Below are 14,897 nucleotides of genomic sequence, written 5' to 3' on the forward strand. Positions count from 1 at the left end.
AAACAGGGCGCCTGTAAATCAGTGGCTTAGGGGGATATCCGCGCCGCGCCAGCAAAGGTGCGGGCGGTGATGCCCTCACAACACATAATGGATCATAAAAATGGCTGAAATCGGGTCACAGAAAAAGCTGCCGGCAGGGCTTTATATTGTCGCGACACCGATCGGCAACCTGTCGGACATCAGCCAGCGCGCGCTCGAGGTGCTGGCGGGCGTTGATCATATTGCCTGCGAAGACACGCGGGTGACCGGAAAGCTCCTGACTGCCAAACTGATCAAAAAGCCCCTGAGCTCCTATCACGAGCATAACGGTGCCCGCGAACGGCCAAAGCTGTTGGCGCGGATTGAAGCGGGTGAACGCATTGCGCTGGTCTCCGACGCTGGCACGCCCTTGATTTCCGACCCCGGCTTCAAGCTGGTCGCCGAAGCGCAGGATGCCGGGCTTTATGTCACATCCATCCCGGGCCCTTGCGCCGCCATCACGGCGCTCAGCCTCGCGGGCCTGCCGACAGACCGCTTCCTGTTCATGGGATTCCCGCCCAACAAATCCGGCGCGCGCCAGAGCTGGTTTGCGCTAGAGGCCAAAACCCATGCCAGCCTGGTGTTTTACGAAAGCACCCGCCGCCTGCCAGACTGCCTGGCGGACGCTGCGGAAACCCTCGGTGGCGACCGGTTCGTGGCTGTGTGCCGGGAGCTGACCAAAAAGTTCGAAGAAGTGAAGCGCGGGACGCTCGCGGAACTGGCGGCCGCATACGCAGAAGACGGCGCGCCCAAGGGCGAATGCGTGGTGGTGATCGGCCCGCCTGCCCATGTGGAAGAAGCCGGTAGCGGGTCCGATATGGACACCGAACATCTCCTCGCGGCCGCATTGAAGCATATGAGTGTCAAATCCGCCGCGGCTTTTGTCTCTGAGATTACGGGCGAGAAGAAGAAAGCCATCTACGCCCGGGCCCTCGAGCTTTCAGGGAAGTAGCGATGACCGGGGCGCGGCAACAGGCAGAGGCACGGGGCCGCAAGGCCGAGGCGTTCGCCGCCTGGTTCCTGCGCCTGAAGGGCTATAGCATTCTGGAAGAACGCTACCGCTCGCGGTATGGTGAAATTGATTTGGTGGCCAGAAAAGGAAAGCTTATCGCCTTTGTTGAGGTGAAAAGCCGCAAAACAGACCGGGACGCCAGGGAATCCGTGACCTTTCGCCAGCGCAGTAGGATTGAAAAGGCAGCGTTGGATTGGCTGGCGCGTCACAAAGAAATGAACGCGTCCGTTCGCTTCGATGTGATAGCCATTGTACCCGGCGGCTTACCGTCCCATATCAAGGATGCCTGGCGACCGGAGGGCTAGTCCCGAGACGCTTTTTGGCTTCAAGTAACACTTTAAGTAATGAGAATTTTCTAGAGGAAACGTTAATGGCAGCGCGCGCTCTTAAAGTAGCGGTTCAAATGGACCCCATCGAAGATATCAATTTTGACGGCGACAGCAGCTTTGTCATGGCGCTTGAAGCCCAGGACCGCGGCTACAGCCTGTGGCACTATCAGCCGGAAGACCTGTTTTTCGATGAAGGCAAGGTTCAGGCGCACGCCCGGCCAATGCTGCTGCGGCGCGAACGCGGCAATCACTATAGCCTGGGCGACGTTGAGCTGATTGACCTCAAGGACATGGATGTGGTGCTGATGCGCCAGGATCCGCCATTTGACATGGCTTATATCACCGCGACCCACCTGCTGGATCTGGTGCACCCCGACACGCTGGTGGTCAACAACCCCGCGGAAGTACGGAACGCGCCCGAGAAGCTATTTGTCACCGAATTCCCGGACCTGATGCCGCCTACCATGATCACTCGGTCAGAGGCGGACGTGAAAGCCTTCCGCAAGCGCCACGGCGACATCATCGTCAAGCCCTTGTACGGCAACGGTGGCGCGGGCGTGTTCCACGTGAAACCTGATGACCCGAACCTATCGAGCCTGATGGAGCTGTTCCTGATCGGCAGCCGCGAACCCGTGATGGTTCAGAAGTTTCTCCCAGAAGTCGTTCGAGGCGACAAACGCATCATCCTGGTAGACGGCGAGCCCGTGGGCGCAATCAACCGCGTGCCGGCGGAAGGTGAGATCCGCTCCAACATGGTGGTGGGTGGCCGCGCCGAGAAATCCGACCTGACGCCGCGCGAGCAGGAAATCTGCGACCGCATCGGCCCGGCACTGCGGGAAAAAGGCCTGATTTTCGTGGGCATCGATGTGATCGGCGACTGGCTGACGGAAATCAATGTCACCTCGCCCACGGGCCTGCAGGCCGTGAACCGCTTTGACGGTGTGAAGCTTGAGGCAGACATTTGGGACGCTATTGAAAAGCGCCTAAACCACTGATAATAAAGAAAAACCGACCAAGAGCAGTCCTCAAGGTCGGTTTCTGATCTATTGCGGATGAAAGTACACTGAGCGTTAGCGAAGGACTTTCATCCGAGATTAAAACCCGCAAACACCCAGTTTGCTGCAAAGCTCATCAAGGTCTTCCAATGTTTCATATGAAATGGTGACCTTGCCGCCCTCGCCTTCATGGTCGATGGCCACTTTCATGCCCACAGCCGCCGTGAGGTCCTTCTCAAGTGCGATGGTGTCAGCGTCTTTCTTGGCACCCGACGAACCTGTGCCACCTGGACGCGGACTGCGCTTCTGCTTGCCTTTGGCTTCATTCGCAAGCGCCTCGGTCTGGCGCACGCTCAGGCCCTCAGCCACAATGCGTTTCGCCAGCATGAGCGGGTCATCCGCGCCAATAAGCGCACGAGCATGGCCCATGGAAATTTTACCTTCGCCCACCATCGTCTGCACTTTTTCAGGCAGGCTAAGAAGGCGCAGCAGGTTGGTCACATGGCTTCGGCTTTTGCCCACCACTTCGGCGACCGCTTCCTGGGTATGCTTGAATTCTTCCATCAGCCGCTTGTAGGCCATGGCCTCTTCAATCGCTGACAGGTCCTGGCGCTGGATATTCTCGATGATTGCGATCTCAAGCACTTCCGTGTCGTTGAGTTCCTTCACCACCACCGGCACTTCATGGACGCCTGCCTTCTGGGCCGCGCGCCAGCGGCGCTCCCCCGCCACGATCTGGTATTTCTCAGGCTCAAGCTCGCGCACCAGGATCGGCTGCAGCAGGCCCTTTGCCTTGATAGAGGCCGTCAGTTCAGCCAGCGCGTCTTCATTGAAGTGAACCCGGGGCTGATTTACGTTCCGCTCCAGGAACTCGATCGGCAACCAGCGGCGCCCTGCCTGGGGCCGGCCTGTGGTGGTTGCTGCAACCACATCGCCTTGCTCATCAAATATCGGGCGGTCGTCACCAAGCAGTGCCGAAAGCCCCTTCCCCAATCCTTTACGTGCAGTCTTTGTCATAAGAAAAACTTCTAACCTATTGTTTTTATTAGTTTATGCCGCCATTTTCCGGTCACGACCCAACAGCTCGCGCGCCAGCTTGATATAGGCCTGGCTGCCCACACAGCGGTGATCATAAAGAAGCGCCGGCTTGCCGTGGCTGGGCGCTTCCGACACCCGCACATTGCGCGGAATCACAGTCTGGTACACCTTGTCGCCCAGGAAATCGCGCACATCACCCGCTACCTGTTCCGACAAGTTGTTCCGCTTGTCGAACATGGTCAGCACCACCCCGTTGATGGTGAGCTTGGGGTTCAGGCTGCCGCGCACCTGCTCGATGGTTTTGAGAAGAAGGCTGAGACCTTCAAGCGCAAAAAACTCGCACTGCAGCGGGACAAGGACACTGTCGGCTGCCACCAGCGCATTGATCGTCAGGAGCGACAAGGACGGTGGGCAATCAATCAGGATATAGTCATATTCTGCGCGCGCCTGCGCTTTTTCCATGGCGTACCGCAGGCGGAAATTGCGGTGTGGCAGTTCTGCCAGCTCAAGGTCCGCGCCAGACAGGTCAATGGTGCTTGGGATGATAGACAGGCCAGGCACACCGCTGTCGATAATTGCGTCGCCAAAGGGCGCAGCGCCCAGCACCACATCATAGGATGTGATCTCGCGCGCGTGGCGGTCAATACCGAAACCGGTGGAAGCATTGCCTTGCGGGTCCAGATCCAGGATCAGGACCTTTTTCTTCACCGCTGCCATGGCCGTGGCCAGATTGATGGCTGTGGTGGTCTTGCCGACGCCGCCTTTCTGGTTGGCGACAGCGATAATTTTCGCCTTCTTTCCCGTCTGCGAAGCAGAACTCATGCAAACCCCTCCCCGGATCAGGCAAAAGCCTTAAGATTCAAACATTTACAACCGTTTTATCGATGATAGCCTCAAGATGACACCGGTTGGGTCAGACAGGCTTTTGAAACGATCAACGTTCATCTTCCAACAAGCTTTGGCTTCGGTCAATTCCTCATCCGCGATCTCACCCTTCAAAAGCCACATCTCTGTGTCCTCATTCAGGAAAGGCGCTGCCCAATCAAGCAGTTGACTGATGCGCGCGCAGGCCCGGCTGGTGACAATATCGACCGGAAAAATATCCATCTCCTCGATCCGCTGCGCATGAATCGTGGCATTTGCCCCTGTTTCACGTGAAACCTGATTCATGAAAGTGCATTTCCGGCCATTCGATTCGACCATATGGGCGGTTGCCACCCCCATCGCTGAAAGCACCAACCCAGGGAAGCCCGCGCCGGACCCGATATCCAACAGCGTGACCTCGCGGTCGCCGAAACGTTCCTTCAGAAGCGGTGCGAGCTGCGCGCTATCGAGGAAATGACGCCGCCACATATCGTCAAGCGTGGAGTTGGCAACCAGGTTCTTGGCCTTTTGCCATTTGGCCAGCAGACCAGCATAGACCTTCAGCTTGTCCAGTGTTTCACGTGAAACATCCAGATCACGCGCCAGATCATCAGCACCATACATAAGCGATTCCAGTGATTTATGCCGCGCGGCGTTTCTTGATGTGGCCGAGAAGGAGCGTCAGCGCCGCCGGTGTCACACCCGCAATCCGTGCGGCTGCGCCAAGTGTGGCTGGCCGTGCTTCCCTGAACTTTTCACGCATCTCGTTTGACAACCCGTTGATCATGGCGAAATCCAGGTCTTCCGGAATATCGAGCGCTTCGTCCTTGCGGAAGGCTTCGACATCCTGTTGTTGGCGCTCAAGATAACCGCGGTACATGGCATCAATCGACAGCTGTTCAGCAATGGCAGGGTCGATCTGCCCCAACACGTCCGGCCAGATAGCCTTGAGCATATCAAAGTCGATGGTGCTGAACGCAAGCAGGGTTTCCCCGTCCCGGCGCACACCATCCTTGTTGATATTGAGGCCATGCTTTTCGGCCTCATTCGGCGTCAGCGAAACAGACTTGAGAATCTCGCGCCCGACTGTCAGGGCAGCCTTTTTATCAGCAAAGGCCTGTGCACGTGCCTCGCCCACCAATCCAATGGCGGTGCCTTTTTCGGTCAAACGCTGATCGGCATTATCCGCACGCAACAGCAGGCGGTATTCCGCCCGGCTTGTGAACATGCGGTAGGGCTCACGCGTGCCCTGGGTGACCAAGTCATCCAGCATCACGCCGATATAGCCGTCGGCCCGGTCGAGCACGAAGCGCTCATCGGACCCGCGGGACTTGATCGCCGCGTTCGCCCCGGCCATCAGGCCCTGTGCTGCTGCTTCCTCATAGCCCGTGGTGCCGTTGATCTGGCCAGCCAGATACAGGCCGTCTGCGCGGCGGGTCTCAAGCGTGACCTTAAGCTCGCGCGGGTCGACAAAGTCATACTCGATCGCATACCCCGGTTTGATGATGCGGACATTTTCAAGCCCCGGGATCGAACGGATCATCGCGTCCTGCACGTCTTCCGGCAGGCTTGTGGAAATGCCGTTCGGATAGACTGTGTCGTCATCCAACCCTTCCGGCTCCAGAAAGATCTGGTGGCTGGATTTGTCGGCGAAGCGCACAACTTTGTCCTCAATCGACGGGCAATAACGCGGGCCTTTGCTGTCAATCTGACCGGAATACATCGGCGCCCGATGGAGGTTTTCGCGGATGATCTCGTGCGTGCGCTCAGTGGTTCGCGTCATATAGCAGCTGATCTGCGGCACCTTGATTTCGTCCGTCAGGAACGAGAAGGCCACCGGCGGATTGTCGCCCGGCTGCTCTTCGCACACAGACCAGTCGATGGTCTTGCCGTCAAGGCGTGCGGGTGTGCCGGTCTTCAGCCGGCCGAGTTCAAACCCCAATGACATCAGCGTGTCCGACAAGCCAAGGGCTGGTGCTTCATCCACCCGCCCGGCTGGGATTTTCTTCTCGCCAATATGAATAAGCCCGCGCAGGAAGGTGCCTGTTGTCAGGATCACTGCATTCGCCGTGATCGTCTTGCCATCACCTGTGACAATGCCCGTAACCTTTGGCTTGTCGCCCGTACGGTCAATCATCATATCCTCAACCGCGCCCGCCTCAATGGTCAGGTTCGGATAGCCGGACAGGATGTCCTGCATCGCGTTACGGTAAAGCTTGCGGTCGCTTTGGCAGCGTGGCCCCTGAACCGCTGGCCCCTTGCGGCGATTAAGCAGACGGAACTGAATGCCGGAACGGTCAGCCACCAGCCCCATGATGCCGTCAAGCGCATCAATCTCGCGCACCAAATGGCCCTTGCCCAAACCACCAATCGCGGGGTTACAGGACATCTCGCCGATGGTTTCAACCTTGTGGGTAATCAGCAGCGTGCTCGCGCCCATCCGTGCGGAAGCCGCCGCGGCTTCACAGCCGGCGTGCCCGCCCCCAATAACAATGACATCAAAATCAGCCATTCAATCAATCCATATTGCCGGGTGCCCTATATATAAAGACACCAACAAAAAGAGGCCCCTGCAAATCTATGCGGGCCCCACTTGGTGCGTTCTATACTAGCGAATGATTTTTAAGTCAAAGTTAAGTGGCGGATTGCGGATCCACTGTTCCCATGTTTCACGTGAAACATGGATACCAACCCACCCTACTTTCCGATGCAGAAATCCGAGAAGATCACATCAAGGATATCCTCAACGCCGACTCGGCCTGTAATTTTACCCAACGACCGCGCGGCCATCCGCACATCCTCGGCGGCGAGGACAGCATCCATTCCGGCGTTCTGGTCAAACCGATCCAGGTGATCAACAGCTTCCTCGAGCGCCCTGCGGTGACGCACGCGCGTAAGAGACGGCACTTCCCGGGGCGCCATCGCGTCGCGCACATGGTCCGTAAGAGTGTCGAACAGTTCATCCAAACCATGATCCGCTTTTGCTGATACGCTGGCTGCACCGATGATCCCCACGGGCAGCTCGTCATGTTTCACGTGAAACATCGTCTCACCCTCCGCCGCCGCACGACGATCTGTCTGGGTAATCACCAGCAGCGCCTTTTCGTCCAGCCATTTCTGCATGCTCTCAGGCACCTTGGGCCAGTCATCTGCCCGCACCAGGACGAGGCGAAGATCCGCTTTTTCGGCGCGGGCAAGCGCCCGGCGGATGCCTTCCTGCTCAATTGCGCCCTGGCCCTCTCGCACACCAGCGGTGTCGATCAACCGGACGGGATAGCCGGCCAGATCAAGCTGAATCTCAATCGCGTCCCGCGTTGTGCCTTCTTCGTCGGAGACAATGGCCACATCGGATTTTGCCAGTGAATTCAACAGGGTAGACTTGCCCGCATTGGGTTCACCCATGATGACAATACGAAATCCCTCACGCAGGGCCTCGCCGCGCCGCCCATCCACAAGATGTTGTGTTATTTCCTGCTTAAGTGACAATATGTTTGGTCTAACAGCACCTGCGACGCCCTCCGGCAGGTCTTCGTCCGGGAAATCGATATCGGCCTCAAGGTGAGCGAGGTGCGCCACCAGGCGACCGCGCCAGTCCTCGTATAAATCCCGCAGTGCGCCGTCCATTTGCCGAAGTGCCTGCTCCCGCTGGGCGGCGGTCTGGGCATGAATCAGATCGTTGAGGCCCTCAGCTTCGGTGAGGTCCAGCTTCTGGTTATCAAACGCCCGTCGGGAAAACTCACCCGGCTCAGCAGGACGAAGGCCCTGAATTTTGTCGAGCGCTTCCAGAACACCGGCGACCACCGCACGACCACCGTGCAGATGCAGCTCCACCACATCCTCGCCCGTGAAACTGGCAGGGCCTTTGAAGGCGATCACCAATGCCTGGTCGAGCCGCGCGCCGCTGCCGTCTGTCAGCAGCCGGAGCGCCGCATAGCGGGCTTCCGGGACCGGCTTTCCGGACAAGGCTTCGAGTGCTGCAAAAGCATGCGCGCCCGACAGCCGCACAACAGCGACACCCGCCGTGCCGGCGCCGGAAGAGAGCGCGAAGATCGTCTCCGGATTATTCTCGGAATTTTGGCCCACAGGATCGGTCTTTCGTATCAGGTCAGTCTTTATCGCTTGCGCGACAGCCTTGCACACAATAGCAATGAGTTAATCAATATAGAGAGGCAATCCATGTCGCAACTCTCAATGCACACACCGGTGATCGATATCACCATCACAGAATTCGACGGGGCCATCGTCTCGCTCGATTGGGGCTGGAGTCCGTTCCAAGAACCGACGCCTCTGCTTGTTGAAGCGAAGCGGCAGCTGGACACTTATTTTGACGGCGAGTTGACACGCTTTGACCTGCCTTTGTGCCCCATGGGAACGAAACATCAGGAACAGGTGTGGAAAGCCATGCGGGAAATCCCGTATGGTGAAACCCGTACCTATGGCGACCTGGCCAGCGAGATCGGTTCAGCCGCGCAGGCTGTTGGGACGGCGTGCGGCCGGAACCCGATCCCAATCCTGATCCCGTGCCACCGGATCGTTGCATCGGCCGGCAAGCTCGGGGGCTATTCGGGTGACGGTGGGCTTTATACCAAACGTGCCCTGCTGGTGCTTGAAGGCGCATTAACGGTTGAAGAAGGCAAAGCCCTTGAAGAAGCTGGAGCGCTTGATTAGGTCTCTAGGACCAATTGGATCAGACAGATAGGAACGAACCATGAGGGGACAGACGATGGCAGACTATATCGACATCCAGGCGACTGACGGAAGCGGCAGCTTCAAGGCCTATGTCGCCCGCCCAGCCAAATCTGCGACTGGCCCCGTGATCGTTGCACTGCAGGAAATCTTCGGCGTCAATGAAGGCATGCGCCAGATCTGTGACGACCTGGCGCGTGAAGGCTATATCGCCATCTGCCCGGACCTGTTCTGGCGTATGAAGCCCGGCGTGGATATCACCGACAAGACCGAAGAAGAATGGAAAGAAGCCTTCGGCTATTTCCAGAATTTCGATCACCCGAAAGGCATGGAAGACATCAAAGCCACTGTGGCTGTGGCGCGCTCGATTGAAGGCGGCACCGGCAAGGTGGGCGCTGTGGGCTATTGCCTGGGCGGCCTGCTGGCCTTCAAGACATCGGTGGAGACTGACGTGGATGCCAGCGTGTCCTATTATGGTGTCGGTATCGATACAAAGCTGGACCAGCAAGACCAGATCACCACGCCGCTTCTGATGCATATCGCTGAAGAGGACGGCTTTGTCGACAAGGACGCCCAAAAGCGCATCAAGGCGGGTCTGAAAGATAACGCGAATATCACCATCCACAGCTATCCCGGCGTGGACCATGCCTTCGCCCGCCCCGACGGCGTGAACTGGAACACCGCCGCCGCCAACCTGGCGAACGGCCGTACGCGGGACTTTTTCAAAACCAACCTGAAGGATTAGGCCTGTGGTTAAAGCGATCCGGATGGAGGCCTTTGGCGGCACGGATGTGCTGAAGTGGCAGGATGTTGAGCTGAGCGCCCCAGGTGTGGGCGAGGTTAGGATCCGCCACACGGCCATCGGGCTGAACTTCATAGACACCTATCACCGCACCGGGCTTTACCCGCTGCCGCTGCCGGCCACGCCGGGGCTGGAAGCCGTGGGCGTTGTTGAAGCTGTGGGGGACGGCGTTGGTGGCCTGGCTGTGGGGGACCGGGTTGGCTATCCCATCGGCCCCATCGGTGCCTACGCGGAGGCGCGCAATATCCCTGCCGACAAGATCGTCAAAATCCCGGACAGCGTATCAGACGAGGACGCTGCCGCCCTGATGCTGAAGGGCTGCACGGTCGAGTTTCTGACCGAACGGCTGTATCCGGTAAAGGCCGGTGAAACGGTTCTGCTGCATGCCGCCGCCGGTGGCCTTGGCCTGATTGCCTGCCAGTGGCTGAAGGCCCTGGGCGCAACCGTGATCGGTACTGTAGGCAGCGAAGAGAAAGCTGAACTTGCGCGCGCCAACGGCTGCACCCACACGGTCCTCTACCGGGATGAGGACTTCGTCGCCCGCGTGCGCGAGATCACGAACGGTGAAGGCGTGCCCGTGGTTTACGACAGCGTCGGCAAGGCCACCTTCATGGGCTCGCTGGATTGCCTGAAGCGCCGCGGTGTGATGGTCACCTTCGGTAACGCCACCGGCCCGGTGGACCCGGTGCCGCCCGCGCTGCTGGCACAAAAGGGCTCGCTGTTCCTGACGCGCCCGACGCTGATGGATTATGCCGCCACGCGGGCCGACATGGTGCATTCCACCAGCCGTGTGTTCGAGATGATCGCAAGCGGCAAGCTGAAATCACAGATCAATCAGCGCTTTGCCCTGAAGGATGCCGCCAAGGCCCATGAGGCGCTCGAGGCCCGCAAGACCAGCGGCCAGACAATCCTCATTCCCTGAGCCACGGTATGACAGCGCCCTTGTACCTGATCCCCGGCACCATGTGCGACGCCCGGCTGTGGGAACCGGTGCTCACCCATCTGCCTGGTGTGGAGGCCCGCCACTGTGACTATACGGCGGCAGAGACCATGGACGACATGTGTGATGCAGTGATGCCGGACACGCCCTGCCATCTGGTGGGATTCTCGCTTGGCGGCTATCTGGCGATCATGGCGGCGCTGAAGGCGCCAGAGAAGGTTGAAAGCCTGACCATCATCGCGGCCTCGCCTTACGGCTTGACGGACACGGAAAAAGCCTTGCGGATCCGCAACGCGGAGATGCTCACACGCCTCACCTACAAGGGCATGTCAAAAACCCGCCTCGCCCAATTTGTGAATGCGGACCATCTGGATGATGAAGCCATCACCAGCACGATCCTGCAGATGGAAAAAGACCTGGGCCAGGATGTTCTGATCCGTCAACTGATTGCGCCCATCGACAGGAAAAACATCGCGGATGACCTTCTGGCGCTTGAGATGCCCATCACCTTCATCATGGCCGAAGACGACCAACTGGTGCCCATCGGTGCGATAGAAAAGCTCGCGGCAAAATCAAACCACATCACCCTGCACCGTATGGCTGGCACCGGCCACATGATCCCCTTGGAGGCGCCGGGGGATTTGGCGACTATTATGTCTTCAGCTTGCTTTACTATCAGCATGCCATGTACGATAGAATTCTGAACTATTCTTCTTTCTTCGATAGAAAGGAGCTCTCTTGGTCCTGTCTGACAATTCAGCATGAATGTCTGTGAGGCTTACCATAAACGAGAAAACCATCTGTCCACCGGTACCCGCCTGAATGACCTGCTCATTCTCCGCTCGAATATAGACATTCTCACTATCAGCGTAAAACCTATGGACTTCCTTCTGACCAATTTTGATGCTGCGACGAGTAACCTCCATACGGCTTAGTTCTTCAGAGTCTCGCAGAGCCTGTTTCAATTTCTTGACCGAAACACCTGCGTCTAACAATTTCCGATAGAGCCTCAGTAAAAGAAGATCCTGAAAGGTGAAAAGCCTTTTTCTGCCTCTCCCCCTTACCCGACCATTCTGCGTTGATGGCTCTACTAAGCCTTCCTTGCACAGATAATCCACCATGTAGGTAGTATCATATCCGCAGTAATCTGCAGCTTGCCTAATGTCATAATATTCTGAGTGATTGACCATAAAAATAGTCCAATTCTTAACTCTATATTTTTTCTAAATATATATTAATTACTTAAGCAATACTAGTTCATGATTTCGTATATTGCTCTAATTTTGACACAATATCTTGTGTTACCATTCAAAAATAGAAAAAGGACTATCTACCTAAATTAGGAGTATGGAATGTTTGAGGACCCCGGTGATCATATGCTTCGTGGCATTGTTGAGAAAATGAAGATCGAGGTTTGGCAAAAGGCCAGAGTTATTGAAGGCCATGACCCCAATATTTTTCGAGAAGATATTTCTGGAAATACCATCAGATATCTAGATGAAGGGAAGAACAGCGAGTTTGGATGGCGTGTTTGTTGTTTAGTGCCTTTGCCGAAAGGAGGAACAACAGAGCCAGAAAACCTAGTCCCTCTACATTGGCAAAACTCCGCTATCAAAAACACTCAAATTGTAGTGTTTCCAAAGATGGGTGTCTTTGACGGATAATGTAATACCGTTAAAGCGTCATCCGGTAGAAGCGGGTGTCCACAGCCATGCGCGGGAAGCTTTCCGGTAAGTCGTGTTCATCCACCAGGTCAAACCCGTTCTTCTCATAAAACCGGTGGGCTGCGAGGAAGGCCGCTGTTGTCCCGAGATAGATATCCGTGACGCCCGTACCGCGCGCTTCCTCAATCACAAAATCCAGAAGCTTCTGCGCCACACCGTAGGTCCGGCCCCTGTAGGCCTGGGCCACGAACATTTTCCTGAGCGCCACCTGGCCCGCGCCAATATCGATCAGCGCGATCGAGCCAATCACCGCATGGCCGTCGAGCGCCACCCAGAAGCCGCCCTTGCCTTTCTGGTAAAAGCCATCAATGTCATGCAGGTCCGGCTGGTCATCATAGCTGATGTCGATACCGAATTCTTCGCGCTGGATTGGCAGGATCAGGTCGCGGACGCCGTCCTTGTGGTAGGCCTCATAGGCTTTGATGCTGATCATAAAATCTCGCCCAATATCTCGTCTGTCGTTTTCACTGTCGCATAATCGGCCGCCAGGTGTGCGAGCGTCAGCGCATGCACGTCCGCCGCCAGCCACGTCATGCCGCGCCCGTCCATCACCTCTGTCGCCGCTGTGGCGTCTGACACCACCGTAACCTCAAACCCAAGGCTTGCCGCCATCCTGGCTGTGGTATCCACCGAATGCTGGGTCAAAACACCAGCAATGACCAGACTTTGGATATCCCGCGCGCGCAGGTGCTTTTCAAGCCCGGTCCCGACAAAGGCATTGTTGGTTGTCTTGCCAATGACAGCTTCAGCGCCCTGAGGGGCCACCTGAGGCTTGAAGGCGTGCCCGGGAGTACCTGGCGTGTATGGCGAGCCTTCACAGACGCTGTCGTGCCTTATATGGATGATATCACCACCACGGGTGCGCCAGGCATCCAGCAGCCGCGCCATATTGGCTTCGGCATTCACATTATTGCGCACACCCCACTTGGGGTCGTCTATCGCGATCTGCGTATCGATGATGATCAGCGCTGTGTTGGTCATGATTGCCCCCATCCTCACTCCCAGAAAGCAAAAAGGGCCTGCGTTTGCAAGCCCTTAGCTTATTTGACACTCAAAGAATTTCTACCACCTAGTTGTTCATACTGGTGAAGAATTCCTCGTTGTTCTTGCTGTCCTTGAGTTTACCAAGCAGGAACTCCATCGCGTCCACGGTGCCCATTGGCGTAAGGATACGCCTGAGGACCCACATTTTCGACAGCGTTGCCGGATCGACAAGAAGCTCTTCTTTCCGGGTACCGGACTTGAGGATATCGATCGCTGGGAACACACGCTTGTCTGCAACCTTGCGGTCGAGAACAATCTCGCTGTTGCCCGTGCCTTTGAATTCCTCAAAGATCACTTCGTCCATGCGGCTGCCGGTTTCAATCAGTGCGGTTGCGATGATGGAAAGCGACCCGCCTTCCTCAATGTTCCGCGCGGCACCGAAGAAACGCTTCGGACGCTGCAGCGCGTTGGCATCCACACCACCTGTGAGAACCTTACCGGAAGACGGCACCACAGTGTTGTAGGCGCGGGCCAGACGGGTGATACTGTCGAGAAGGATCACAACATCCTTGCCGTGCTCCACAAGGCGCTTGGCTTTCTCGATCACCATCTCAGCCACCTGGACGTGACGGCTTGCAGGTTCGTCAAAGGTCGAGGAAACAACCTCGCCATTCACACTGCGCTGCATGTCTGTCACCTCCTCAGGGCGTTCGTCGATCAGAAGCACTATCACGAAACACTCGGGATGGTTGGCGGTGATGGATTTGGCGATATTCTGCAACAGAACGGTTTTACCGGTCCGTGGCGGCGCCACGATCAGCGCCCGCTGGCCTTTACCGATTGGCGACACCAGGTCAATCACCCGCGGGGACTTGTCCTTCACGGTCGGATTGTCCGGGTCCAGCTTCAGCTTGGAATCCGGGTAAAGCGGCGTCAGGTTGTCGAAGTGAACCTTGTGCTTGGTTTTCTCAGGCTCATCAAAATTGATCTTTGAAACCTTGAGAAGGGCGAAATAGCGCTCGCCGTCCTTGGGCGCGCGTATCTGGCCTTCAACCGTATCGCCGGTCCGAAGCGCAAAGCGCCGGATCTGGCTTGGGCTCACGTAAATATCGTCGGGGCCTGGCAGATAGTTTGCCTCAGGGCTGCGCAGGAAACCGAAACCGTCAGAGAGAATTTCGATGACACCGCCGCCCATGATTTCGATATCGTCGTCTGCAAGATGCTTGAGGATAGCGAACATCATGTCCTGTTTGCGCATGCTGCTGGCGTTTTCAACACCAACCTCTTCTGCAAGCGAAAGGAGATCTGCTGGGGTTTTGCTTTTGAGATCCTGAAGATGCATGGGATCGTCCGAATTGTTATTAGGAATGGTTTTTGTCCAGAATTATTGGGGCCAGAAGGCCCGAAAAGGATAGATCGATTGCCTTTGAATACATGATAATTCTGGCAATGATTGGGAAATACGTTGGACGGCGCGCGAGATACAGGCGTGCCGGATCAGCGCC

At 56.9% G+C, this 14,897-nt stretch carries 17 protein-coding genes; 8 read left to right on the forward strand and 9 right to left on the reverse strand.

Translation table 11 applies throughout. From position 1 onward, the window contains the following. The first annotated feature begins 100 nt into the window (after positions 1-100). From rsmI to gshB, 3 genes are all read left to right on the forward strand, one after another. Positions 101-970, forward strand: a complete 870-nt coding sequence (gene rsmI, locus B3Z17_RS08090; protein WP_286829342.1) for a 16S rRNA (cytidine(1402)-2'-O)-methyltransferase — start codon at positions 101-103, stop codon at positions 968-970. Positions 971-972: 2 nt separating this feature from the next. Next, positions 973-1,335 carry a YraN family protein gene (locus tag B3Z17_RS08095; RefSeq protein WP_286829343.1) on the forward strand — a complete coding sequence of 121 codons (363 nt, stop codon included), beginning with the start codon at positions 973-975 and terminating at the stop codon, positions 1,333-1,335. 65 nt (positions 1,336-1,400) lie between these two features. Next, a complete protein-coding gene (gene gshB / locus B3Z17_RS08100; protein WP_286829344.1) occupies positions 1,401-2,354 on the forward strand; it encodes a glutathione synthase in 954 nt (317 codons plus the stop codon). Positions 2,355-2,453: 99 nt separating this feature from the next. Here the strand turns inward: gshB and B3Z17_RS08105 are convergent, their stop codons facing one another. From B3Z17_RS08105 to mnmE, 5 genes are all read right to left on the reverse strand, one after another. Continuing rightward, positions 2,454-3,371, reverse strand: coding sequence for a ParB/RepB/Spo0J family partition protein (locus tag B3Z17_RS08105; protein WP_068308717.1), 918 nt, complete (start codon positions 3,369-3,371; stop codon positions 2,454-2,456). A 33-nt stretch (positions 3,372-3,404) separates the two neighbouring features. Beyond that, complete coding sequence (locus tag B3Z17_RS08110; RefSeq protein ID WP_068308719.1) at positions 3,405-4,214, reverse strand: ParA family protein; 810 nt, start codon at positions 4,212-4,214, stop codon at positions 3,405-3,407. 45 nt (positions 4,215-4,259) lie between these two features. Next, the gene (gene rsmG / locus B3Z17_RS08115) at positions 4,260-4,880 is read right to left on the reverse strand and encodes a 16S rRNA (guanine(527)-N(7))-methyltransferase RsmG (RefSeq protein ID WP_068308720.1); all 621 of its coding nucleotides are present in this window, start codon (positions 4,878-4,880) and stop codon (positions 4,260-4,262) included. 16 nt (positions 4,881-4,896) lie between these two features. Beyond that, complete coding sequence (gene mnmG, locus B3Z17_RS08120) at positions 4,897-6,768, reverse strand: tRNA uridine-5-carboxymethylaminomethyl(34) synthesis enzyme MnmG (protein WP_286829345.1); 1,872 nt, start codon at positions 6,766-6,768, stop codon at positions 4,897-4,899. Between the two features lie 185 nt (positions 6,769-6,953). Next, entirely contained in the window at positions 6,954-8,339 is a 1,386-nt protein-coding gene (gene mnmE, locus B3Z17_RS08125; RefSeq protein ID WP_286829346.1) for a tRNA uridine-5-carboxymethylaminomethyl(34) synthesis GTPase MnmE, read from the reverse strand. A 93-nt stretch (positions 8,340-8,432) separates the two neighbouring features. Between mnmE and B3Z17_RS08130 the strand changes: the two genes are divergently transcribed. Genes B3Z17_RS08130 through B3Z17_RS08145 form a run of 4 tightly spaced genes read left to right on the forward strand, consistent with a single transcriptional unit; the run spans position 8,433 to position 11,388 of the window. Beyond that, entirely contained in the window at positions 8,433-8,924 is a 492-nt protein-coding gene (locus B3Z17_RS08130) for a methylated-DNA--[protein]-cysteine S-methyltransferase (protein ID WP_286829347.1), read from the forward strand. Positions 8,925-8,979: 55 nt separating this feature from the next. Beyond that, on the forward strand, positions 8,980-9,687 hold the full coding sequence (locus B3Z17_RS08135; RefSeq protein ID WP_286829348.1) for a dienelactone hydrolase family protein: 708 nt from the start codon (positions 8,980-8,982) through the stop codon (positions 9,685-9,687). Positions 9,688-9,691: 4 nt separating this feature from the next. Beyond that, positions 9,692-10,666 carry a quinone oxidoreductase family protein gene (locus tag B3Z17_RS08140; protein WP_286829349.1) on the forward strand — a complete coding sequence of 325 codons (975 nt, stop codon included), beginning with the start codon at positions 9,692-9,694 and terminating at the stop codon, positions 10,664-10,666. An 8-nt stretch (positions 10,667-10,674) separates the two neighbouring features. Continuing rightward, positions 10,675-11,388, forward strand: a complete 714-nt coding sequence (locus B3Z17_RS08145; RefSeq protein WP_286829350.1) for an alpha/beta fold hydrolase — start codon at positions 10,675-10,677, stop codon at positions 11,386-11,388. On the opposite strand, the gene B3Z17_RS08150 is transcribed toward B3Z17_RS08145, so the two are convergent. Next, on the reverse strand, positions 11,344-11,874 hold the full coding sequence (locus B3Z17_RS08150) for a MerR family transcriptional regulator (protein ID WP_286829351.1): 531 nt from the start codon (positions 11,872-11,874) through the stop codon (positions 11,344-11,346). The two genes, B3Z17_RS08145 and B3Z17_RS08150, sit on opposite strands and share 45 nt — an antisense overlap. A 162-nt stretch (positions 11,875-12,036) precedes the next feature. On the opposite strand from B3Z17_RS08150, the gene B3Z17_RS08155 reads away from it, so the two are divergent. After that, positions 12,037-12,348, forward strand: coding sequence for a hypothetical protein (locus B3Z17_RS08155; protein WP_286829353.1), 312 nt, complete (start codon positions 12,037-12,039; stop codon positions 12,346-12,348). Between the two features lie 10 nt (positions 12,349-12,358). Here the strand turns inward: B3Z17_RS08155 and B3Z17_RS08160 are convergent, their stop codons facing one another. The 3 genes from B3Z17_RS08160 to rho form a co-directional block, all read right to left on the reverse strand. Further along, a complete protein-coding gene (locus tag B3Z17_RS08160; protein ID WP_286829354.1) occupies positions 12,359-12,841 on the reverse strand; it encodes a GNAT family N-acetyltransferase in 483 nt (160 codons plus the stop codon). Continuing rightward, positions 12,838-13,389: a cysteine hydrolase family protein gene (locus tag B3Z17_RS08165; protein ID WP_286829355.1), complete on the reverse strand. Its 552-nt coding sequence runs from the start codon at positions 13,387-13,389 to the stop codon at positions 12,838-12,840. The genes B3Z17_RS08160 and B3Z17_RS08165 overlap by 4 nt, the downstream gene beginning before the upstream one ends. Before the next feature lie 88 nt (positions 13,390-13,477). After that, positions 13,478-14,734: a transcription termination factor Rho gene (gene rho / locus B3Z17_RS08170; RefSeq protein WP_068308733.1), complete on the reverse strand. Its 1,257-nt coding sequence runs from the start codon at positions 14,732-14,734 to the stop codon at positions 13,478-13,480. Positions 14,735-14,897 lie beyond the last annotated feature (163 nt).

The sequence above is a fragment of the Kordiimonas sp. UBA4487 genome (assembly GCF_002389025.1).
Classification (GTDB): Bacteria; Pseudomonadota; Alphaproteobacteria; order Sphingomonadales; family Kordiimonadaceae; genus Kordiimonas; species Kordiimonas lacus.